At 35.4% G+C, this 21,274-nt stretch carries 28 protein-coding genes; all 28 read left to right on the top strand.

Translation table 11 applies throughout. From position 1 onward, the window contains the following. The first annotated feature begins 119 nt into the window (after window positions 1–119). The 28 genes from LS41612_RS21275 to LS41612_RS21150 all read left to right on the top strand — a co-directional run bounded on the left by LS41612_RS21275 (window position 120) and on the right by LS41612_RS21150 (window position 21,259). Window positions 120–335: a helix-turn-helix transcriptional regulator gene (locus tag LS41612_RS21275; protein WP_024360915.1), complete on the top strand. Its 216-nt coding sequence runs from the start codon at window positions 120–122 to the stop codon at window positions 333–335. A 17-nt stretch (window positions 336–352) separates the two neighbouring features. Further along, the gene (locus LS41612_RS21270) at window positions 353–535 is read left to right on the top strand and encodes a helix-turn-helix domain-containing protein (RefSeq protein ID WP_024360916.1); all 183 of its coding nucleotides are present in this window, start codon (window positions 353–355) and stop codon (window positions 533–535) included. Next, window positions 532–762 carry a DUF6877 family protein gene (locus LS41612_RS21265; RefSeq protein ID WP_024360917.1) on the top strand — a complete coding sequence of 77 codons (231 nt, stop codon included), beginning with the start codon at window positions 532–534 and terminating at the stop codon, window positions 760–762. Before LS41612_RS21270 ends, LS41612_RS21265 begins: the two co-directional genes overlap by 4 nt. Then, window positions 763–1,026, top strand: a complete 264-nt coding sequence (locus tag LS41612_RS21260) for a hypothetical protein (protein ID WP_024360918.1) — start codon at window positions 763–765, stop codon at window positions 1,024–1,026. Between the two features lie 12 nt (window positions 1,027–1,038). Beyond that, window positions 1,039–1,167 (top strand): hypothetical protein, encoded by a 129-nt coding sequence (locus LS41612_RS23740; RefSeq protein WP_255313818.1) that lies wholly within the window; start codon window positions 1,039–1,041, stop codon window positions 1,165–1,167. A gap of 87 nt (window positions 1,168–1,254) precedes the next feature. Further along, window positions 1,255–1,551, top strand: a complete 297-nt coding sequence (locus tag LS41612_RS21255; protein ID WP_024360919.1) for a VRR-NUC domain-containing protein — start codon at window positions 1,255–1,257, stop codon at window positions 1,549–1,551. Continuing rightward, window positions 1,493–2,749 (top strand): helicase-related protein, encoded by a 1,257-nt coding sequence (locus LS41612_RS21250; protein ID WP_233433818.1) that lies wholly within the window; start codon window positions 1,493–1,495, stop codon window positions 2,747–2,749. The genes LS41612_RS21255 and LS41612_RS21250 overlap by 59 nt, the downstream gene beginning before the upstream one ends. A gap of 5 nt (window positions 2,750–2,754) precedes the next feature. Beyond that, window positions 2,755–3,054: a hypothetical protein gene (locus tag LS41612_RS21245; protein WP_024360921.1), complete on the top strand. Its 300-nt coding sequence runs from the start codon at window positions 2,755–2,757 to the stop codon at window positions 3,052–3,054. Further along, window positions 3,055–3,966 (top strand): YqaJ viral recombinase family protein, encoded by a 912-nt coding sequence (locus LS41612_RS21240; protein WP_024360922.1) that lies wholly within the window; start codon window positions 3,055–3,057, stop codon window positions 3,964–3,966. Window positions 3,967–3,968: 2 nt separating this feature from the next. After that, complete coding sequence (locus LS41612_RS21235) at window positions 3,969–5,045, top strand: AAA family ATPase (RefSeq protein ID WP_024360923.1); 1,077 nt, start codon at window positions 3,969–3,971, stop codon at window positions 5,043–5,045. After that, window positions 5,042–5,839: a zinc-finger-containing protein gene (locus LS41612_RS21230; protein WP_024360924.1), complete on the top strand. Its 798-nt coding sequence runs from the start codon at window positions 5,042–5,044 to the stop codon at window positions 5,837–5,839. Before LS41612_RS21235 ends, LS41612_RS21230 begins: the two co-directional genes overlap by 4 nt. A gap of 1 nt (window position 5,840) precedes the next feature. Next, window positions 5,841–7,559 carry a hypothetical protein gene (locus LS41612_RS21225; RefSeq protein WP_024360925.1) on the top strand — a complete coding sequence of 573 codons (1,719 nt, stop codon included), beginning with the start codon at window positions 5,841–5,843 and terminating at the stop codon, window positions 7,557–7,559. Window positions 7,560–7,572: 13 nt separating this feature from the next. Next, on the top strand, window positions 7,573–7,992 hold the full coding sequence (locus tag LS41612_RS21220) for a hypothetical protein (RefSeq protein ID WP_233433817.1): 420 nt from the start codon (window positions 7,573–7,575) through the stop codon (window positions 7,990–7,992). Window positions 7,993–8,213: 221 nt separating this feature from the next. Next, the gene (locus LS41612_RS21215; RefSeq protein WP_233433816.1) at window positions 8,214–10,106 is read left to right on the top strand and encodes a DNA primase family protein; all 1,893 of its coding nucleotides are present in this window, start codon (window positions 8,214–8,216) and stop codon (window positions 10,104–10,106) included. Window positions 10,107–10,468: 362 nt separating this feature from the next. Further along, a complete protein-coding gene (locus LS41612_RS21210) occupies window positions 10,469–10,894 on the top strand; it encodes a hypothetical protein (RefSeq protein ID WP_024360928.1) in 426 nt (141 codons plus the stop codon). A gap of 569 nt (window positions 10,895–11,463) precedes the next feature. Further along, window positions 11,464–12,753: a hypothetical protein gene (locus tag LS41612_RS21205; RefSeq protein ID WP_024360929.1), complete on the top strand. Its 1,290-nt coding sequence runs from the start codon at window positions 11,464–11,466 to the stop codon at window positions 12,751–12,753. Window positions 12,754–12,814: 61 nt separating this feature from the next. Continuing rightward, on the top strand, window positions 12,815–13,210 hold the full coding sequence (locus tag LS41612_RS23735) for an HNH endonuclease (RefSeq protein WP_105928937.1): 396 nt from the start codon (window positions 12,815–12,817) through the stop codon (window positions 13,208–13,210). 84 nt (window positions 13,211–13,294) lie between these two features. Further along, window positions 13,295–13,756: a P27 family phage terminase small subunit gene (locus LS41612_RS21195; RefSeq protein WP_024360931.1), complete on the top strand. Its 462-nt coding sequence runs from the start codon at window positions 13,295–13,297 to the stop codon at window positions 13,754–13,756. After that, entirely contained in the window at window positions 13,753–15,432 is a 1,680-nt protein-coding gene (locus LS41612_RS21190; RefSeq protein WP_105928936.1) for a terminase large subunit, read from the top strand. The genes LS41612_RS21195 and LS41612_RS21190 overlap by 4 nt, the downstream gene beginning before the upstream one ends. A 12-nt stretch (window positions 15,433–15,444) precedes the next feature. Beyond that, entirely contained in the window at window positions 15,445–16,698 is a 1,254-nt protein-coding gene (locus LS41612_RS21185) for a phage portal protein (protein ID WP_105928935.1), read from the top strand. Then, window positions 16,688–17,293 carry an HK97 family phage prohead protease gene (locus LS41612_RS21180; RefSeq protein ID WP_024364822.1) on the top strand — a complete coding sequence of 202 codons (606 nt, stop codon included), beginning with the start codon at window positions 16,688–16,690 and terminating at the stop codon, window positions 17,291–17,293. Before LS41612_RS21185 ends, LS41612_RS21180 begins: the two co-directional genes overlap by 11 nt. A 1-nt stretch (window position 17,294) precedes the next feature. After that, window positions 17,295–18,464, top strand: a complete 1,170-nt coding sequence (locus tag LS41612_RS21175) for a phage major capsid protein (protein ID WP_105928934.1) — start codon at window positions 17,295–17,297, stop codon at window positions 18,462–18,464. Window positions 18,465–18,503: 39 nt separating this feature from the next. Next, on the top strand, window positions 18,504–18,659 hold the full coding sequence (locus LS41612_RS23245) for a hypothetical protein (RefSeq protein ID WP_158694844.1): 156 nt from the start codon (window positions 18,504–18,506) through the stop codon (window positions 18,657–18,659). Next, entirely contained in the window at window positions 18,649–18,939 is a 291-nt protein-coding gene (locus tag LS41612_RS21170; protein WP_024360937.1) for a head-tail connector protein, read from the top strand. The genes LS41612_RS23245 and LS41612_RS21170 overlap by 11 nt, the downstream gene beginning before the upstream one ends. 9 nt (window positions 18,940–18,948) lie before the next feature. Next, the gene (locus LS41612_RS21165) at window positions 18,949–19,278 is read left to right on the top strand and encodes a phage head closure protein (RefSeq protein WP_105928933.1); all 330 of its coding nucleotides are present in this window, start codon (window positions 18,949–18,951) and stop codon (window positions 19,276–19,278) included. Continuing rightward, window positions 19,275–19,703 carry an HK97 gp10 family phage protein gene (locus LS41612_RS21160; protein ID WP_105928932.1) on the top strand — a complete coding sequence of 143 codons (429 nt, stop codon included), beginning with the start codon at window positions 19,275–19,277 and terminating at the stop codon, window positions 19,701–19,703. Before LS41612_RS21165 ends, LS41612_RS21160 begins: the two co-directional genes overlap by 4 nt. Then, window positions 19,700–20,197 (top strand): phage tail terminator family protein, encoded by a 498-nt coding sequence (locus tag LS41612_RS21155; protein WP_105928931.1) that lies wholly within the window; start codon window positions 19,700–19,702, stop codon window positions 20,195–20,197. The genes LS41612_RS21160 and LS41612_RS21155 overlap by 4 nt, the downstream gene beginning before the upstream one ends. Before the next feature lie 3 nt (window positions 20,198–20,200). After that, a complete protein-coding gene (locus LS41612_RS21150; RefSeq protein WP_024364815.1) occupies window positions 20,201–21,259 on the top strand; it encodes a phage tail sheath subtilisin-like domain-containing protein in 1,059 nt (352 codons plus the stop codon). Window positions 21,260–21,274: the final 15 nt, after the last annotated feature.

Genomic DNA, 21,274 nt, shown 5'->3' with positions numbered 1-21,274 from the left:
TTATAACGAGTATACCATTAATATATTGTACTCAAAACTAAAAAATTCGTTATAAGTGAATTTTTTTGTTGACATTATTCGGTGATACCGAATAGAATTGGTGCATAGGAGGTGAACGTATGCAATGGAATTTGCTGATGCTCCGTAAAAAAAATAAACTTTATCAAGAACATGTAGCAAAGATATTGGGTATTAGCGTAGGTTCGTACGGAATGAAAGAAAGAGGAGAGGTCGAATTTACAGCTGATGAAATGTTTAAGCTTAGTGATTATTTTAAATTATCTATGGAGCAAATTTTTTTACCGAGAAATCTCGGTAATACCGAATTTTTATAATGTAAGGGGTGATAGTCGTGGAAAAAATAACTTTATCAGTTAATGAAGTTGCTGGATTAATTGGTGTAGGTAAAACAACTATTTACACTATGGCTCGTCAAAATGAGATTCCACATAAAAAAGTGCGTGGTCGTATTTTGTTTCATCGTCAAACTATTGAAGATTGGCTAATTACTAATACAGAAGGTGAAAACAAATGAACATTAAACCAGTACCAGTTGCATTAGTCGGTGAAGCCTTAACAAGTGTTACGCCATTATATGAGCTACACCAAATTGCCTGCGAGTTACCTTTAAACGTTCTATCAGATGTTAAACAGCGAATAGGTGACTGGCTAGCGAGTGGTGGAAAAGAAACAGATCCATACATTAAGCAACAAGTTGCATATGCAAAGAAAGTTTACCAGGCATTGAGAGGAGGTGAATGAGTGATGAAACTTCAACCTGCAGATGAAATGAAAAAAGTTGCTGGTAGTAATTTTAGTAAATTGAAGGCAAATGCATTGGAAAGCGATGAATTTAAAAAACTTATTAAAGGGATTGAAACGCAAGCTGAAAAAGGTCTTTGTGAGTACACATATTACCACAATACAGACAAACAAATTGTATCCATTTTTCAATCGGTACTACTAGAGAATGGCTACAAAGCTAGTAGGCATCTTTCAGGCTTAGGTCTAACTATTAAATGGTAGGGGTTGAGTCTAATGAATGATTGTCTTTTAGAAGTCTTGGGTGATTATTTCGTAAAACATAATCTAGCCAATAAAGGCTGGAAGTTTCATGAGTTCGTTGCCGAATGGCAGCAAGGAACTATTGTAGTGGACAAAAAATAAGAGCCTATACCGTTGCACCGGTCATAGGCTCCAATCAAAATAATTTATCTGAAATCAGTATATCAAATCGGGAGGTTGTTTCCTAGTATGACGAGAAAACCACTCGAAAAAACAATTGAAAATCAAATAAAGAAATGGCTCGACTCGCAAGGTTATTGGTGGATGAAAGTGCATGGCGACATGTTTCAAAAGTCAGGAATACCTGACATCCTAGCTTGTATCAATGGAAAGTTCGTAGGCATTGAAGTAAAGCGACCAGGTGGCGTTGTGAGCGAGCTACAAAAATACAATATCGAAAAAATTCAAGCTGCTGGAGGTGTAGCATTTGTCGCATACAGTGTCGAAGATGTCCGAAATAATCTCGACCGATTCCATGTTATATGAGTATCAAAAAGATGTGCTACAGAAAGCAAAAGCAAATTATTTATATGCGCTTGATACTGGCACAGGGAAAACTATTTTATCTATTCACCATTATTTGCTCCATAGCAATGGAGAGCCACTTTTGATTGTGGCACCACCACAAAAAATAAAAGAAGGTGGATGGGATAGGGATATTCAAACGGTCGCTAATTATTACGGTATTGAAATTAGTTACGATCTATTGTCTTATGGCAAGTTATTTGCAGATTGGAAGAAATATAAAGGATGGTTTGTCATATTCGATGAATGCCATTATGTAAAAACATCCACATCACAGCGTGGTAAGGCTGCTAAAAACTTAGTTAAAGCCAGTACTTATTTTGTACTCTTATCTGCAACACCGTCAAGCAATGGGTGGGGCGATACAATAAACTATTTCATTATGTTTAATTTGGCGCAAAGTAAAACGCAATTTGAGCGGGAATATGGAGTATTTGACACACTTTATCTTGGTCAACGCCGAGTGAATAAAGTTGTTGGGTGGACACGTGAAAATGTGCTCAAACAAATGTATCAATCTTTTAGTGTGAAACTATCTAAGGATGATTGTCTGGATTTACCGCCAATGGTTATTGAAGACGTATTTTTCAAGCGATCCAATGAGTATTTGAAGTTAAAGAAAGATCGCATTTTAGAAGTTGATGGTGAAAAGGTTGTCTACGACACTTATCCAAAGCTTGCACAGGGGTTACGATTCTATGCCAATCAAAAGAACAAGCTCGAATATATTGAAATGCTAGCTGAAAGTACCAATGAAAACATTATTATTTTTTATAACTTTAAGGCTGAAAAAGAAGCGCTGCTTTTATTAATGACTAAGTTGAAGAAAAAAGTGTTCGAGGTGAGTGGTCAACGATCTGAACTGCCAGCTCGTAATACATGGCCAAAGTTAAAGGGGAGTGTGACCCTTGTTCAATACCAGGCTGGTGCTGCAGGAATTGAATTGCAATATGCCAACCTTGTTATTTTCTATACACCAACTTATAGCTTGCAAGATTACGAGCAGTCATTAGGTAGAGCGTATCGTAATGGCCAAGATAAAAAGGTCACAGTCTATCATTTCATTACCAAAGATACAATCGAGGAATTAATATACGGTGCCTTGAAAACAAAGAAAGATTTCACGGATGAGTTGTTTGTTCGTTACTTGGAGGGGTGAGGCAGATGGCTGAAACAAAGGAAAAACCCATACTCATTGATTTGGGTACTGTCCGTATTAAAGAATACGACAATCTGAATGTCCAAATTGAACGTCTTGAAGAAGTTTATAATCCAACGACCAAAGAGACAACATCTAAGTGGCGATTTAAAGGTTATTCTAATACCATTTTGAACGCTTTAACTGTAATTGTTAACAAAGAGTTATTGATTGATAAAAAAGCTATAAATGGTTTGAAAAACTACTTAAAACAAGTGGAGGAAATTCATAACAAAATAAAGATTGCTTTGGAGGGAGAAAAATAGATGTTCCAAACAGATGATAAAAATGTCACTGAAAACCGCCGTTCTTTTGTAGGAGGTTCGGACGTTCCTATAATTTTAGGCTTAAGCAAATACAAATCACAATACGAGCTTGCAAAAGAAAAAACGGGATTAGTACCAACTGTATTTGAAGGAAATGAATATACGGTATATGGACAAACAATGGAGCCACAAATTCGTGACTATATTAATGTAATAAACGAAACGAATTTTCAACCGGATACTGTGATAGATAAAGAACTTGGTATTCGTGGTAACTGTGATGGTGCTGATAAAACGGAATTGTTGTTACTTGAAATTAAAACACATGGGAAAAAACCAACAATGGAAGTTTACAAGGCACAAATGCAACTTTACATGTACGTATTTGATTTACCTGCAGGATGGTTGGCTTTATATGAACGTCCAGACAATTTCGATGCTGAATTCGACCCAGAGCTTTTAAAAATTGAGGTCATCCATTTTGACGAAGCATACGCAAATCAAATTTTACAAGCCATTGAGTTGTTCTGGAAACGTTGCGAGGCATTGAAACAAAATCCGGAAATGTCCGAAGCTGATTTTTATTCTATTACTTTAGAAGAAAAAAATGAGATTGCTATTGTTGCTAGTAAGGTAGAGGCATTCGAGGTGCAAATGCAATCGTATAAAGAGATTGAAACGCAGTACAAAGCTATAAAGGACAAACTTTATCAATTAATGATGGAACACAAAGTGAAATCATTTGAAACGGACCAATGCACAATTACTTTGGTTCTTCCTACTGAATCGACCTCAATAGATTCAAAAGCTTTACGTGAATCACATCCACGAATTGCTAAAAGGTTTGAAAAAGTAACACCTAAAAAGGGCTATGCAAAAATTTCTATGAAAAAAGTGAAGGAGGCTAAATAACAATGGCACTACCACCAAACAAACCAAAGAAAACAATTGAAACACCACGTAATTATTTCATCTGGGGACCAACAATGAATGGTAAATCCTATTTAGCTAGTGAGTTTCCTAATCCAGTTATTTTCAATACAGATGGGAATGCAGCGCAAATTGAAACACCATCAGTTGATTTGAAAAATGAACGTGATCCAAAGACAGGTGCAATTAAAAAGACTGTTGTTGAACAAATGTTAGAGCTTATTAAAGACTTGGAAAAGGGCGGTCATGGTTTTGAAACTGTGGTTATTGATGTAATTGATGATTTAGTAACCCTAATTGAGCAAGCAATTTGCGAAGAAAACGACGTTGATTATATTGGTGACGTTCCATATGGAAAAGGCTGGGGTTTACGTAAAACTTTCATTACTTCTATTGTGGTTCGACTTAAAGCCCTACCGATGAACGTTATTTATATCAGCCGTTATGCTACTAAGCTTGAAAATAACGTTGAAAAGCCAATCCCATCACTAGGGGATAAGGATTTAAATGTTGTAAATGGTAACTGCGATTTAAACATTATGTGCCAAAAAATCGGTAAAAAATATCTTCGTCGTGTTGTAGATCGCCGTAAAAATTATCAACGTGACTGGATTGAAGACGAGCGTATTTTAAATATTTTAGATTCTGTTATCGGTGCATTTGATAAAGGGAATGCTACAGCTCCACAACCTAAAGTAGAAGAATCTACAACACCTGTAGAAGAAAAGAAAACACTAAATGAATTGGCTGAGGAAGTATCGGCAGAAACAAATGTAGAGCCAAAGTATACAGGAATGTATTGCGCTGTATGTGGTGAACCGCAATTTGAAACTGAATCAGGTGATGTATGTGTTAACTATCATGGTGGAGCTGAATCTATTCAGAGTGAAGAAGCAGAAAAATTAAAACAAAAGATTACTGAAAATAATAGTGATCCTGGCATCGAACAATATGTGAATGACAACCCACCGCCAGCCAATGCACCGAATACAACTGTAAAAGCACCACGTACAGCGAGACCAGGTGCTCCAAGGGCACCGCGAGCTCCACGTACTAAATGATTTGTCCATATTGCCAAGAACAAGCTGAGTTTATCAGTTCGAAAGATTTTTATGGCACGGATTATCGCACCAACTTATATATATGTAGGCCATGTGATGCTAGGGTAGGCACGCATGGGCGAGGTAAAACGCCACTTGGCACAATGGCAAATGCTGAATTGAGGGAATTACGTAAATTGTGCCATGCACGATTTGATGTTCGGTGGAAGTATGGAAAAGTTAGTCGTTCAAAAGCATATCAACAATTAGCCGATATGATGGGATTAACACGAGAAACGGCACATATCGGTATGTTTGATAAAGAACAATGTAAAAAATTATTATCACTATTACCAAAGGAGACGAAGAATATGAGTAACTTAGCAGCTATGGCTCAAAAATTATTAGCAGAGGGATTTGATCCTAAAACATCACCGGTGGACGATCACGAGGCACTTCCAGAGGGTGGATATGATGTTGTACTTTCAGAGGTGCAATGGCGTGTAAATGATAAAGGCACAGAATGGTTACAACTTGATCTTGAACTATTAAATGAAGGGTTTGAAAACCGTAAACATTTTGGAATGATCTTCTTCACCGAAAAAATGATGGCACGAGCATTAAAACAAACGATGAAATGTGCATATGCACTAAACATCGAATTGGACCCTTCTGTTTTCGGTTCACCTGAGACTGATTTAGTCAATGCATTTAAGGAAGCACTAGGCACCCAATGCGAAATGGATATTAAGCATTCTAAATCTAAAAATGGTACATTCGTTAACTTCTCATTAAGCCAACCGGAGCCATTATAATATGTTCAAAGTGTATGATTTTGAGGTTTTCCCTAATGATTGGATGTGTGTCATCTTAAATCTGGCCAACAATAGAATCATACGCATACACAATGATAAAGAGCGCCTACAAAGCGCTCTTTCTTCAAAAGATATTCTTGTTGGCTTTAATAATTATTATTATGACGACATCATTTTATGGGCTATTCTAACAGACCAAAACCCATATAAAATTAGTCAACAAATTATGGCTGGCACATTTAAAAGAAAAGTAAATTGTGGCTTTCTTACTTTGGATGTAAGACAAGAGTTGATAAATAAATCACTCTCTTTAAAAGAGGCTATGGCCAATTTAGGCATGAATATAATTGAAACGCCTGTTGATTTTGACCAAAAGGATTTAACACCGGAGGAAGTCCAAACAATCCTTGATTATTGTGAAAACGATGTAAAAGCCACCGGAGAAGCCTTTCAAAAACGTGAAGATTATTTTACTTCCAAATTTGAAATTATTGATACGTTCAAATTACATCCATCTGATGTAAAAAAGACAAGAGCAAATTTAGCATCTACCGTATTAAAAGCCTTTAAAATGAAGGACCACAAGCGCGATCGATTAAAACTTAGCTATGACAAGAGACTCAAAATAAATGAATTGCCAAAATCAGTTGTCGATTTTTATAACAATATCCATGTGTCCTATTTAGAAGGTGGATCCATAACAGATTTAGAAAAACGACAATTTGAATATAAGCTTGCTGGATTAACACATACGTATGGCTTTGGTGGATTGCATGCAGCGAAAGAAAATTATTTGAGTGAAGGGTACTTTTTACACATCGATGCGAAATCGTATTTTCCAACATTAAAAATTAATAATGGCTTTATAAGTAGAGCCGCCAAGATGCCTGAACGATACGAAAAAATATATCAGGATCGATTAAAGTATCAAGCTGCAGGTGAATCAAAAGAGGAAATATATAAAATTTTGCTCAATGCTGCAGTAGGTGCTTGCAAGTCGGAATTTAATGCATTGTTTGATCCACAACAATTTAACAACATCGTAGTAAATGGCCAACTCATTCTTACCCATTTGATTGTATTATTAGAGCCGTTTATAGAGCTTATTCAATCAAATACAGATGGATTAATTGTTAAGTATGAGGACAAGTCGTTTCGACCGTTTATCGATGAAGTAATTGAGCGATTTAGTAAACACTATGAAATAACTTTCAAAGTAAATGAGATTAATAAAATTGCTCAACGTGATGCCAATAATTATTGTGTCCGTTATGCAGATGGGAAAATTGTTGCCAAAGGGATTATGAAGAATTTCGAGGGTGGGACATGGGAACGTAATAGTTTATCTATTATCGATGCAGCCCTGGTCAATTACTATATGCATGATATACCTATCCAAAAGACAGTCATTAATACGTTTAAAAAGGATTTAACGGCTTTTCAATTGGTTGCGAAGGCTGGCAAATTTGACGGTATAACGTGTGAGGTTTTTGAAGATGGCCAAATGCAGATGAAAGAGCTCCAGAAAGTAAATCGGATATTTGCAACAACAGATCCGAAGCGAGGTGGTGTTTTTAAGGTACGTGATGAAAAATACCAAAAGGTTTCTAATAGTCCAGAGCAAGCTATTGTGTGGAATGGTGAGTTAAAAGACTTTGAAAAACGGAAAATTGACTTAAATTGGTACGTGAAAATGATTCAAAAACAATTATTTGTGTAGGAGCGTGTGTTCAATGACAACAGAAACAGTACAAACAAACGATATTCAAATTAATGTGCTTTTTAAGAAAATGCAAAAGGATGATAAAAAGGAAGTTTTAATGTTTCATATTTTATCAGATGAAACGAAGCATGCTGCTGATCTATTAAGGTTAACAGGTAAAATTACCATTTTAACAATTTCAGATGATGAGGGACCATATGAGTCGATTCAGGCTGAATTTGTAAACTTACAGCGCGACAATAAAAAGACTGTTCTCAAATTCAATGTAGCAACAGAGGATGTAGACAGAGTAAACGCCATTTATCCTGCAGCTGGTACGAATATTTCTTTATTAATACAACCACAACAAATGAGCATTGATGATTTAGAAGATGAGCATGAGGGTGTTCCTTATAACGTTGGTTTAGATGGTACTGTGGAAGTTAAATAAAAAACAAGGGAATATATCCCTTGTTAATCTGCATCATATCCACAATTTGTACAACGGATTTCAATATCATCTTCAGTGTGAGTAATTTCTAGTGTGTATTGATCACATGCTGGACATTGGCTCATAGATATACCACCTTTCCTTATATTTCATATTATATCGGAAAAAAGTTGTGGTTTTTAAGTTATTAATAAAGAAAGTAAGAAAGGAGGTGCTACGGTTTGAAGTCTACTATAAAACCATTGCGCTATATCGAGCTAGAAGAAAAGAAGCCTAAACACTCATTCGACATATTTTCTACAGATCATAAAAATTATAAAGATGCCGGTGTCATTTTAACAAAAGATATAGTGGTCGTGGACTTTGATACACGTTCAGAGGCTGCCGAATATATTTATTCTGTCTATCCATCGTTACGTGTAGAAACAAGTCGAGGTTTTCACCTTTGGTATAAGCGTCCAAAGGCCGAGGGCATGACAACACCAATAAAAAACTACACAGATAAAACAACAGTGGCCGGTTTAAAAGTCGATTATAAAACAGGCACACGCTCACAAGCTACGATTAAGCAAAATGGCAAACTTCGACCAATGGAAAATGCTCATTATCTTGAAGATGTGAGCACGTTACCAGAGCTTCCTTTGCTCTTGTATCCTTCTAAATTAAAACATAATTTACTAGGCATTAAAGAAGGGCAAGGGCGCAATAGTGCAATATACAGTCATTTGCTCACAACGCTAGAGCAGTATGGCACCGATATGATCGACAATGAGACGCTGCAGGTCCTTGCAACTTTTATCAATACCAAAGTATTTGCCGAAGCAATGGACGATGATGAGCTAAATAATACGATTAAATCAGTTTTAGATAAAAAGCCAGCACCTAGTTCGCAACAATGGCTCAATCCAAAAGATATGGTCATGACGAGCGAAGTTTTGGCCAAACGTCTGGATCTGCATTATTACAACAATCAAATTTATTTTAAGCAACTGGACCGTTATATTACCGATTCCAATAAGCTACTGCGTGAAATAGATAAGCATATAAAATTGAAGCCAGCCCAACATAAGCAGCTAATTGAGCTATTTAAAATAAAATCAAACGTAGTAGAGGACAATGATTTTGTTATCCAGTTGCCAAATGGAGTTATTATCGATGATGGTGAGCCAATAATAATCGATGCCGGTTTTACACCTTATTTTTTGGATGTTCAATATGATGAGGATGCTTATGACGAGCATGTGGATCAATTCTTAGATTTCTTTACTTGTAATCGAAAAGATTTGCGGATAGTGATTGAAGAAATGTTTGGCCATATTTTAATGACCAAAGGCTTTCCACATAAAGTTTTCTTTTATAAGTCTGAAAAAGGGAATAACGGTAAATCAACATTATTAAAAATGTTAACTGCTTTCACAAACGGTCTTGAGACGAACGTGCCATTAGATAAATTTGATGATGATACAGCCGTTTATGGCATGTCTGGTAAATTAATGAACATCGCTGATGATATCGATGCATCATACCTGGACAAGTCAGCCAATTTCAAAACACTCGCATCTGGCGATCCGGTTATGTTGCGACCAATCTATTCTGTTCCGATTACTATACGTTCAAAGGCGACTCTCATTTTTACTTGTAATAAGATGCCGCAGTTTAAAGATAAGTCAGGTGGTATTGGTAGACGTTTAGTTGTCATTCCTTGTGATGCAGAAGTTAAAGTTATCGATGAAAATTTAGATGAAAAACTTTCGAGTGATACAGCCAAGTCTTACATACTCAAATTAGCACTCGAAGGAATTAAGCGAATACGCAAAAACGGAAATAAACTATCCAATTCGGACACTATCGAACAACAAACAATTGAATACTTTATTCAATCTGATAGTGCCCTTTCATTTTTGTATCAATATAGTGATGAAATCGACGGAAAGAGGACCAGGGACGTTTATGCAATGTACGTAGCTTACTGTGAAGATGAGGGACATAAACCGGCTGGAAATACCGAATTCGGTCGTAGGATGAAGAAGGAAGGTTGGGAATCAAAAGTGGTTAAAGTTATGGGGAATTCTGTACGTGTCTATAAAAAAGTTACGGATGAAGTAACAGGATAAGTAGAAATATCAGTAACCTGTTACAAACCTATGTATATCAATGGTTTACTCCTGTTTTTAAAAGATTGACGGTTACAATTTAAAAAATACATCTGTAACCGTCACAAACCCTTATTATATATATATTTATAATATTATTATTTCTTTAGTTACAAATAAATAATAGATATAAGTATATAAAAAATAAATAAAGAGAAAAAAGGAAGGAAATAAAAAAATATATAAAGGAAACTAGCCTAAAAATCTGTATATTTGTAACCACAATTATAGAAGCGTTGATATATCAGTGTTTAGAAGGTTACGTATATCTTGAAACTCGTTGTAACACAATTTGTAACCTTTATTGAAAGTAGGTGCTTAATGTGAGTAAATTTGCTTGGCTCAAAGATTATCGAGAGCTAGAATATGAAATTGCTTATTTGGATCTAAATTTAGAACGAACGAAAACAGAATTGAAACGATGGGTCCAGGGTGATTTAGCTAAAGTGAAATTAACTTCTGAAAGCCAAGGGAGTAAAGTAGAAGATATTATTGAACAAATCGAATGGGAGTTGGCCCATAAGATGAATAATCTATTCAATATAAAAAAGTTAGTAAAGAGCTTTGAGGGTCTTGAACACAGAATATTAATTGGTAAATACATTGACCATAAAACCTTGGAACAAGTAGCTGAGGAATTAGGATATAGCGCTCAATATATTTATAATAAGCATGCACAAATAAGACGTATGGTATCGTTCGCTGAAAACTATACAGTAAAATCTTCACATAATATTACCTTAAGTTAAACCAATGTTAAGTATTGAAAAACCGTTATATGATAGTAGTATCAAAAAGCGCACGGAAATGCGTTGAAAAATATTGCTTACAATAATAAACACGTTCGCTTGTACGTGTGTTGCTAAAAACAAGCATAAGAGGCCGTACAAATTAGTGCGGTCTTTTATTCTTATGAGTACTATCACACAATATATCAAACAATATATCAAACAATAAGTGATTATCACCACCTATAATCTATTGGTAGGAGGGTGTGTTATTAATGCAGAATAGGAAAATCGCAAAATATTCCAATGTAGAATGCGATATAGAACTCTGTTTTTAGGGTGTATGGACTTTGATTAAGGCAATTTAGAGACATATGCCAAGTAAAAATACTCATGAGAATTTAAAATATTTGTTAAAGATAGTAACATTACAACTTTTTGTATTTTGCTGTAAATATGTGTTTGAGATTGTATAAAATATAGGTTAATATAATTGGTGATACTTGTACTATTATAGTACTTTAGTTTTGATGTATTCTCTAAAGATTAATTTATTTACCTGTATTTTATATAGCAAAGGGGAAATTGAATTGGCAAAATTACAAACTGAATTTCATAATTTTATACAAAATTTAAAAGCCTTAGAACTTTTTATTAAGGTTCAAGACGAATTAATGAATATTAATTATAGGAGCAGATCCCTTGAGAATAATGAGTTTACCAAGGCTGCAACGGAGCTTATAAGCGATGTTGTACAATTAACAAATGATATAAGTGAAGGAGAATATGATATTCAGATAATTAATAAGGCAAATGAAAAATTTGCTGATAAAGGAGTAAATATTTTTACAAAAGAAGTTGAATATAAAGACACTCCAGAAGTCCACTTTAAGATCTCTAATTCTCAAATGGAAAGAGAAGTAGGGGAAGTAATGAAGATGGCTGATTTAGTTACAAGACAACAAGAATTACTATTTAGGAACTCATTAACTAGCTTAATGATATACTTTGAAAATTTAATATCAAATATTATAAAGTTGAGATTATCTAAATTTCCAAACGCCTTTAATCCTAAAGAAAAAACTATCAAATATAAAGATCTTATGGATTTTGAGAGTATAGATGAGGCGTTGGATCATTTAATTGAAAATGAAGTTATCGATATAATGTATGGAGGTTTCAAAAGTTGGGTTTTTTACTTAAATAAAGCAGGAGTTAATACAAAAAAAATAGATTTTTTTACAGAAGTGATTAATGAAGCTTATAGTAGAAGAAACTTATTTGTGCATAACGATGGAATAATAAACAACGTATATCTAAATAAAGTTTCAAAAGAATACTCGCAAGATGTAGCTAAAGGACAGCGACTTTCTATTTCTGAGGATTATTTAATTAAGGCTGTTAACAATGTTAAAATTTTCGGAGTGATACTATTATTGGAAGCATGGAAAGTGTTCGATAAAAATGGCCATGACGATGCATATGATTATATAATGGGAAAAGCTTTTGATTCAATGAAAGAACATGATTGGGAGTTTGCTAAATTTATTTATGAGTTTTTACATGCAGAAGCTGACAACCACGCCAATAAAATTATTACACAGATGAACATATGGCTATGTGAGAAGGAACTCGGGAATTTTAAGGAGATTGAAGAATCTGTAAAAAAATGCGATGTAAGCGGATTGCAAACTCATTATGAGCTTGCAAAATTATCTTTATTAGAAAACTCGGACAAATTTTTTGAAATTTTAGGTCACAACCCTGATTCACTAGATACAGAAGCATTGGGAGAATGGCCAATATTTAAATATATGAGGGAAGATTCAAGAGTGAATGAATACTTGCAAGATGTTGAGAGTATTGGAATGATTAATTAATATTTAAACGGAAAGTCACATCTAACAAGGTGTGGCTTTTTATTATGCCTAAAAGGTGGTGATGATATTGCTAAAGAGTTGTACTTATTGCGGTGGAATTCATAAGCGTGGTCAACGCTGTGCATCTAAGCCATTAGTTAATAAGAATACTACATACATTGATAGATTCAGATGGAGTAGAGCATGGAAGAATAAGCGAGCACACATTGCAAATCGTGACAAACATCTATGCCAAGTATGTTTGCTTAACTTATACAATACTCAGATGCAATATAACTTTACAGACATAGAGGTACATCATATAGAACCTATAGCAGATGCATGGGATAAGAGGCTAGAGGATGCCAACCTTATAGCGTTGTGTCGTTATCATCATGAGCTGGCAGAGAAGGGAACAATACATGCAAAAGAATTAAAAAATATTATTTTGGAGAGTACCCCCGGGGTGTTTGGTTAAAAATCGTGAAATCACTGTACACCGACTGCCCCTATCTGCTCTAAAAAAATTCCCTAAATGAAAATTTTTAAGGAGGTGAGGAAATTGGCTAGACCGTCTAAAAGTGTCAAAACAATGAGTAAGAATTTAACGAAGGAAGAAATCGCAATTCGTACTCAAACAGAAGAAAAATTAAAAGGTGCTGCCGATGAAATCTTGCCTCCTACACATTTGAATGCAAGGCAAAAGAAAATTTTCAATTTCATCGTGAAGGAATTACAAGCAAGTGGGATTCTTGGGAATCTCGATATTTATATTCTAAGCACTTGTGCTGTAGCCATTGACCGAGTACAGCAAATTGAAAGAATCATTAACAGGGATATTGAAAGGCTTTTAGATCGTAACTTATTGAGTGCTAAAGATAAGTATTCAAAAGAATTTTTCCGTTGCTGTAATGAATTAAGCCTGTCACCTCAAAGTCGAGCAAAGCTAGGAAATATTAATTTCCAAGTTCGAGTTGAAGAAGATGATCCACTGTTAAAAGTATTGAGTGGTGGTAAAAAATGATATTTGAAAAGGCGGTTAAATACGTTGAAAAGGTTGTAAAAGGCAAAGAAATTACAACAAAAGAGGTCATTGTCCAGTGTAATTGGTTTTTAAGAGACTTAGAAAAGCAATATGAAGATGATTTTGATTACTATTTTGATATGGACGAAATAGAAAAAATCGAAGGACTATTGGAATTACTTAATTTTGCTACAGGTTTAGGCGTTGCAGGAAAAACAATATTAGAGGGCTTGGAAGGATTCCAGGCTTTTTTTCTTGTCAATATATTCGGATGGCGCTTTAAAAGCGATAAAGAAAAGTTTAGATACCGTGATATTACGCTGTTTATTCCTCGTAAGAATGCGAAGACGTTTATTTGTGCGTTAATCATTATCATCTTAATGCTTACAGAGGATGATTATTCAGAGTTTTATTCTATTTGTTTGGATCGTGAGCTTGCAGGTGAAGTTAAAAAGGCTATGACGCAAATTATTATGGCCAGCCCTGGGGTTGCTAAATACTTTGTGATTCCAAAAACGTTAAGTGGAAAAATTGTATGTACTTTAACAAATAGTTTTTACCAAGCACGTACTGCAGAGGCGAATAGAAACAACTCAATTCGTCCCTCTGCTTTTATCGCTGATGAAGTGGGTGCATTTAAAGATTACAAGAATATAAACGCCATGAAGTCAGGACAATTAAACGTTAAAAATCCATTACGCTTTAAATTAACAACAGCCTACGCTGAGGATAAATCGATCATGTTAGAAGAATTGGCGTATGCAAAGAAAGTATTTAATGGATTTATTGAAGATGACCGCATGTTTGCGCTGCTTTATTATGCTGAGGACGAGCATTTATGGGACGATACGGGGCTATTACAGGCGAATCCATTAAGAGTTGAGGAAAACTATAACGAGATACGAGATAGCCGTAAATCAGCTATAGAAAAGCCCTCAGAACGTGAAGAATATCTTTGTAAACATATGAATCACTTTTTACCTTCTAACAGTGGCGAAGCGTATGTAAATGTGGAAGACTTGCGAAAATGTAAAATGGATGATTTCGATTGGTCAGGCCGTCAAGTTTGGCTAGGTTTAGACTTGGCCATGACGAATGATAACTGTTCATTCTCGATAGTGACAGAGGAAGACATGCAAATATATGCGGATTCCTATGCATTTGTGCCGACTGAACGTATTCCTGATAAAAACCGAGTGGAGAAGATCAATTATTACGATCACATTAAGTCAGGTAAATGTTTTTCTTGCGGTGATATGACTGTAGATTATGGCTTTATTGAACAAAAGGTTCTGGAAGTAGAAGAACAATTCAATGTCATTGTTATGGGTGTAGCGTATGACCGTTATAACTGCCTTTCTACAGCTCAGAAACTAGAAAAGGAAGGTTTAGTTACTGTAGAAGTAAAACAGCATTCAAGTGTATTACATCCAGCTACAAAGCTGTTACGAGAAAAGATTATGAACAAAGAGTTTCACTATACCGAAAATGAATTGCTAGAAGAAAACTTTCAAAATGCAAAAGTTACTGAGGATACAAACAAAAATATTTATGTTAATAAGAAAAAATCAACTGGCAAGGTCGATATGGTTGTAAGTCTAATCAATGCAATCTTTTTACTGCAGCATGATGTCATCTTTAATCCTGATGCTGATTGGGGCGCACAAATCATTTAAGGAGGTGAGATTGTGGGATTAATTAAAGAATGGCGTGAATGGCGTAATTATAGACAAATTCAGGAATTTCGTGAGAGTGGAATGGATGAATTATTGCTGCAGGCAGGGTTAGCAAATGCTGTTTTAACAAAGGAAGAAGCGCTAAGTATACCTAGTGTTGGCACCTGTGTAGATTTAATTTCGGGTCTTATTGCTACTCTACCTATCAAATTGTACAAAGAAAACAGCGGTAAAGTTGAAGAAATGGAAGAAGATAGACGCATCATTTTGCTTAATGATGAGACACACGATACACTAGATGGCTTCCAATTTAAAAAAGCTTTAGTAACGGATTATTTATTGGAAGGTGCAGGGTACGCATATATCAACCGGAGAAGAAATGATGTTGAAAGTCTCCACTATGTTGAAAATCGAAATGTATCGGTACTAGTTGGCGTTGATCCAATATTTAAAAGCTATGATATATCCGTTAATGGTGTGAACTATCGCGAATTTGAATTTATAAAAATCGCTCGAAATTCTAAAGATGGTGTGACAGGGAATGGAATCATAAAGGACCACAATAAAATATTATCTGTTGCATACAATACGCTTGATTTTGAAGATTCACTTGTTAAAACAGGTGGAAATAAGAAAGGTTTCTTAAAGTCATTAGGCCGATTGTCAAAGGATGCAATTGCAGAATTAAAAACAGCCTGGAACAATTTATACAAGAATAATACAGAGAATATTGTTGTATTGAATAATGGCTTAGATTTCAAAGAGGCATCAAGTACATCGGTTGAAATGCAGCTGAATGAAAACAAAAAGACCAATTCAAGCGAAATAAATAAACTTTTCAAAGTACCCGACAGCATTTTGGATGGCTCGGCCAATGAAGAAGTGCATACAAACTTTATTAAAAATTGCATACTGCCGATTATTCGAGCAATTGAAACGGCATTGAACAAGGACTTGCTTCTTCCATCGGAAAAAGGGCAGTCTTTTTATTTTGCTTTTGATATGAAAGAACTTGTCAAAGGTGACACCGAAAAACGCTATAAAGCGTACGAAATTGCCCTTAAAAATGGGTGGATGCAGGTAGATGAGGTTCGTTATTTAGAAGATCAACCACCACTTGGGTTAGATTTCATTAAGTTGGGCTTGCAAGATGTCTTATATGATCCAAAAACAAAGACAATTTACACGCCAAACACAAATAAAACTGCTGATATTTCAGATGGTGGCCCCGAAACCGAGAAGGGAGGTGAAGAAATTGAGGATTGAAATTAGAGAAAATCAAGTGTTGCTCGATGGTTATGTAAATGCTGTGGAGCGTGAAAGTCGTATTTTACCTTCACCAAGAGGTCGATTTAAAGAAAAAATCCGTGCTAAAACGTTTGAAAGAGCATTAGATAAGGCAGAAAACGTTGATTTATTATTTAATCATGACAAAAATCGCAAGCTGGGATCATTACAAGAGGGCAATCTGCAACTGTATGAGGATAACATTGGCTTACGTGCTATTGCTCATGTATCTGATGCAGAAATCATTCAAAAAGCGAAAGACGGCAAGTTGAAAGGCTGGTCATTTGGCTTTGTTGATAATAAGCCATTGTGGGAAGACGGGGAAGATGGCATTCAGAAACGCACATTAGAAGACATCGAGCTATTAGAGGTGTCTATTTTAGATAAAACGCCAGCTTATGTTGCTACTTCAATTGAAGCTCGCGGAGAAGATCAGACAATTTCAGAAACTCGTGGTGCAGATTTTAAAGCCGAGATCGAGAATCGTTCTGCAGAAACAAAATCAAAGAAAGACATTGATTATTCAATGTACGAAAAACAAATTGAGCTTTTAAAATTGAAAGGTGGAAACTAACATGAAAAACAGTATTAAAAAGGTTATTGAAACTCGCTCGATGCCATCACTAGTAGAGCAACGTAACAACTTATTAGATGAAATGGATAATTTACTAAAGGGGGCAAAAGAAGAAACTCGAGCACTAACGGAAGAAGAAGCTACTCGTTTTGATGAAATCAAAAATGAAATTGCTGGACTTGATAAAACGATTACTGCATTAGATGAAGCGCGTTCTTTGGATAAAAAAGTACCTGCGAAACAAGCTGAACAGCGTACACAAGAAGAAGCCGAAACGCGTGCTTTCGATCATTACATTCGTGGTTTAGTAGAGGAAAGAGCAGATGTTAATTTAACAGTAGGCGCAAACGGGGCCGTAATTCCTTCTAGTATTGCAAACAAGATCATCCAAAAGGTATACGACATTTCACCAATTTATCAATTGGCAACTCGCTATAATGTAGGCGGTACATTAAGTATTCCATACTATGATGAATCTGCAGGAACTATTGAAATGGCTTATTCTGATGAATTTGTGGATCTGGAATCTACTAGCGGTAAGTTTGGCTCAATCGAGTTAAAAGGCTTCTTAGCAGGTGCTTTAAGTAAAGTATCCAAATCACTTGTTAATAACTCACAATTTGATCTTGTTTCGTTTGTAGTTGGGAAAATGGCTGAATCAATTGCTAAATGGATTGAAAATCAATTGTTAAACGGTACACCAAACAAGGTAACAGGTCTTTCCACAGTTACGCAAAGTGTGACTGCAGCTGCTGCAACAGTTTTAACAGCTGATGAATTAATTGATGTACAAGAAGAAGTACCTGATGCTTTCCAGGGCAATGCTATTTGGATTATGAACAAAACAACGCGTAAAGCTATTCGTAAATTGAAAGATGGACAAGGTAACTACTTATTAAACAAAGATGCTACCGCGCGTTGGGGCTATACTTTATTAGGAAAAGATGTATACACATCTGATAATATGCCAGGAATGGAAGCAGGTAAAACGGCTATTTTCTACGGTGATATGTCAGGGCTTGCAGTTAAAATTGCTGAAAATGTTTCAATTGAAATTCTACGAGAAAAATATTCTACTCAACATGCAATTGGTGTTGTAGGCTGGATTGAAATTGATGCTAAGGTTGAAAATGCTCAAAAAATCTCTAAATTAGTTATGAAATCAGCGTAGGGGTGAAACTCTACGCTTCTTTTATTAGGGGGTGACAGAATGAAAGTAAAAGCACTTGTAAGTTTTTCGGGTAGCGTCACAATGTCAAAGGATGAAGTTAAAGTGCTGCCAAAGAATGTGGCAGATGATTTGTTACAAGCTGGCCACGTAGAGGAAGTTGTTGTGAAAAAGCAGGTGAAAACTGATGCAGGTTAGTGAAATTACGCCAGTTGAACTGGCTAAATATGCGCGGGAAGACGAAACAGAATCAGATGTTATTTCGACTTTTACACTTATTTTATCCGCTGTAAAAGCTTATATAAAAGGATATACAGGGCTATCAGATGAACAACTGAACACAAAAGAAGACATTTCAATCGCTGTTTTTGTGCTTTCGAATGAAATGTATGAAAATCGCATCTTTACGGTGAAGGATAACAACGTGAATAAAGTTGTTCAATCTATTTTAGATATGCATTCAATCAATTTACTTTGAGGTGAGATTATGAATCCTGGAGATTTAAGACACAGAATTGAAATCCTCACTAATCAAAAGGCTAAAAATGAGTTGGAAGAAACCATTTATAAATTTATACCTGTAAAAAAATTATGGGCAGCTATCATTCCACAAACTGGCTCGTTACAAAAACAGGTAGCGGATACGATCCTAACAAATGTTACACATAAAATCATTGTTCGGTATAACGCTGGAAAAGACATTACAAAGAATATGCGTATCAGATTTAAGGACCATGAGTTTGAAATCAAATATGTTCTCAATCCTTATTTCAAGAATGAAACACTTGAAATCTTTGTCCAGGAGGTGTTGAAGTGAGCATTCAAATGAACGGTTTAACTGACTTTCAACGTGATTTATTTGATGTAGCAACAAAAGATTTGCCTAATGAAGCTCCGAAACTGATGCGTAAAATTGGTTCAAAAGCAAGGACTACTGTAGCGAAAAAGGCGCGCAGTCTAGTAAAGAAAAAGACAGGCAACTACCATAAAAAGTGGAAGCGAGGAAAAGTCTTTGTTGGTTATCATGGTGAATTAGTTGCCCGTGTTTATAATTCGTCACCACATGCACACTTAGTGGAAGATGGGCATTGGATGGTAGACCATGAGGGCAATAAAACAGGCGATTTTGTGCACGGCAAAAAACCATTAGACAAAGGTATGCGTGAATTTGAGTCTTCAGGTGATGCAGAAAAAGAAACAGTAAAATGGCTAGATGAATTATTAAGGAAAAAGAAACTATGATTACTTTTAAACAAATTAAAACGACAATCAATAAGAAACTGCAGTCTAATTTTATTGATATAGATGTTTCTAGTAAATCAGCTAATGAAGGATTTACACGACCATCATTTAAAATTGAACTTGATAATGTGAAGCGTGAGGGCTATTTAACACAAGTTGAAAAGTCTTGCACGGTTCGCATTTTTTATTTTCCTACAGATGAAAATGATAATGCGATTGAATTGCTAGATGTTCAAGAAGCACTTGGTAATTTATTTGACCTTAAAATTTCGGTAGGTGATCGCTATTTGGATATAGTCGAACCTAATTTTGATGAGATCGATGGTGTATTGCAATTTGAATTTGACCTTCAATTCTTTGAAGGCCGTGAATACGGTGAGGGAAGTTCAAGTTCAAATACTAATTTCGAGGATGAAATTAAAAACGGGAAAGAATGGTATGAGAAACATCCAATTGAGCTTATGGGTGAGTTGGATGACGAGGAAGGGGATTAAACAATGGGCCTACCACAAATTATTATTGAGTTTAATGGCAAAGCCGTTACAGCTATTAAGCGTAGCCAGCTTGGAATTGTTGCATTGATATTAAAAGACGACGTGCAAACGGCTGATACAGTAACGTATAAAAGCATAGAGGAAGTAAAAACCGATGCATGGTCAGCAGAAAACTTAGATTACATTCAAAAAACTTTCATGGGTACACCAAGTAAAGTCATTATTGAACGTTTGGCAACAACTGCAGTTGATTATAACGCCGCATTAACACGCTTAAACAATAAGCGATTTAATTACTTGGCCATTCCAGGTATTGAAGACAAGGATACAACAACTATTGCAACATGGATTAAGACTAAACGTGACAATAATAAGAAAACATTTAAGGCAGTTTTACCAAACTGTGATGCAGATCATGAAGGAATCATTAATTTCACAACAACAGGAATTAAAGTTGGCGAGAAGGATTATAAAACTGCAGAATACACAGCGCGGATTGCTGGTATCCTGGCAGGGTTGCCATTTACACGTTCATCTACTTATTACGAGTTGAATGAAATAGATGCTATTACAGATATTGAAGATCCTGACACAGCTGTTGATAATGGTGAGCTTATTCTTATCAATGACGGCGAAAATATTAAAATCGGACGAGGTGTCAACAGTCTGACAACAACAACAGGTAAAAAGACAGAAGACTTTAAATCAATCCGTGTTATGGAAGTACAGGACATGATAAAAGACGATATTCGAACAACATTTGATAAGCACTATATTGGTAAACACAATAACATCTACGATAATCAAGTATTGTTTATACGATCAGTCAATGCATACTTTGATGGTTTAGAAGGTGAGGAAATACTTGATCCGAATTACGATAATAAATCAGAAATTAATGTCCGAAAACAACGTTTGGCGTGGGAAAATATCGGAGTAGATACAACGGATTGGGACGATCAAAAAGTAAAAGAAATGTCCTTTAAACGCAATGTTTTTGTAGGCGGCAACATTAAGATTGTAGATGCTATTGAGGACTTAGATATGGATATAGCGATTTAAGGAGGGATATTGACA

Origin of the sequence: Lysinibacillus sphaericus, from assembly GCF_002982115.1 — a bacterium.
Taxonomy (GTDB): Bacteria; Bacillota; Bacilli; order Bacillales_A; family Planococcaceae; genus Lysinibacillus; species Lysinibacillus sphaericus.
This window is presented reverse-complemented; position numbering and strand designations above follow the sequence as displayed.

Excerpts from the sequence above, each read along its gene's own strand:
- LS41612_RS21275 (WP_024360915.1), top strand. The coding sequence starts at position 120 with ATGCAATGGAATTTGCTGATGCTCCGTAAAAAAAATAAACTTTATCAA.
- LS41612_RS21265 (WP_024360917.1), top strand. The coding sequence starts at position 532 with ATGAACATTAAACCAGTACCAGTTGCATTAGTCGGTGAAGCCTTAACA.
- LS41612_RS23740 (WP_255313818.1), top strand. The coding sequence starts at position 1,039 with ATGAATGATTGTCTTTTAGAAGTCTTGGGTGATTATTTCGTAAAACAT.
- LS41612_RS21255 (WP_024360919.1), top strand. The coding sequence starts at position 1,255 with ATGACGAGAAAACCACTCGAAAAAACAATTGAAAATCAAATAAAGAAA.
- LS41612_RS21245 (WP_024360921.1), top strand. The coding sequence starts at position 2,755 with ATGGCTGAAACAAAGGAAAAACCCATACTCATTGATTTGGGTACTGTC.
- LS41612_RS21240 (WP_024360922.1), top strand. The coding sequence starts at position 3,055 with ATGTTCCAAACAGATGATAAAAATGTCACTGAAAACCGCCGTTCTTTT.
- LS41612_RS21235 (WP_024360923.1), top strand. The coding sequence starts at position 3,969 with ATGGCACTACCACCAAACAAACCAAAGAAAACAATTGAAACACCACGT.
- LS41612_RS21230 (WP_024360924.1), top strand. The coding sequence starts at position 5,042 with ATGATTTGTCCATATTGCCAAGAACAAGCTGAGTTTATCAGTTCGAAA.
- LS41612_RS21225 (WP_024360925.1), top strand. The coding sequence starts at position 5,841 with ATGTTCAAAGTGTATGATTTTGAGGTTTTCCCTAATGATTGGATGTGT.
- LS41612_RS21220 (WP_233433817.1), top strand. The coding sequence starts at position 7,573 with ATGACAACAGAAACAGTACAAACAAACGATATTCAAATTAATGTGCTT.
- LS41612_RS23735 (WP_105928937.1), top strand. The coding sequence starts at position 12,815 with ATGATATTGCTAAAGAGTTGTACTTATTGCGGTGGAATTCATAAGCGT.
- LS41612_RS21190 (WP_105928936.1), top strand. The coding sequence starts at position 13,753 with ATGATATTTGAAAAGGCGGTTAAATACGTTGAAAAGGTTGTAAAAGGC.
- LS41612_RS21175 (WP_105928934.1), top strand. The coding sequence starts at position 17,295 with ATGAAAAACAGTATTAAAAAGGTTATTGAAACTCGCTCGATGCCATCA.
- LS41612_RS23245 (WP_158694844.1), top strand. The coding sequence starts at position 18,504 with ATGAAAGTAAAAGCACTTGTAAGTTTTTCGGGTAGCGTCACAATGTCA.
- LS41612_RS21170 (WP_024360937.1), top strand. The coding sequence starts at position 18,649 with ATGCAGGTTAGTGAAATTACGCCAGTTGAACTGGCTAAATATGCGCGG.
- LS41612_RS21165 (WP_105928933.1), top strand. The coding sequence starts at position 18,949 with ATGAATCCTGGAGATTTAAGACACAGAATTGAAATCCTCACTAATCAA.
- LS41612_RS21155 (WP_105928931.1), top strand. The coding sequence starts at position 19,700 with ATGATTACTTTTAAACAAATTAAAACGACAATCAATAAGAAACTGCAG.
- LS41612_RS21150 (WP_024364815.1), top strand. The coding sequence starts at position 20,201 with ATGGGCCTACCACAAATTATTATTGAGTTTAATGGCAAAGCCGTTACA.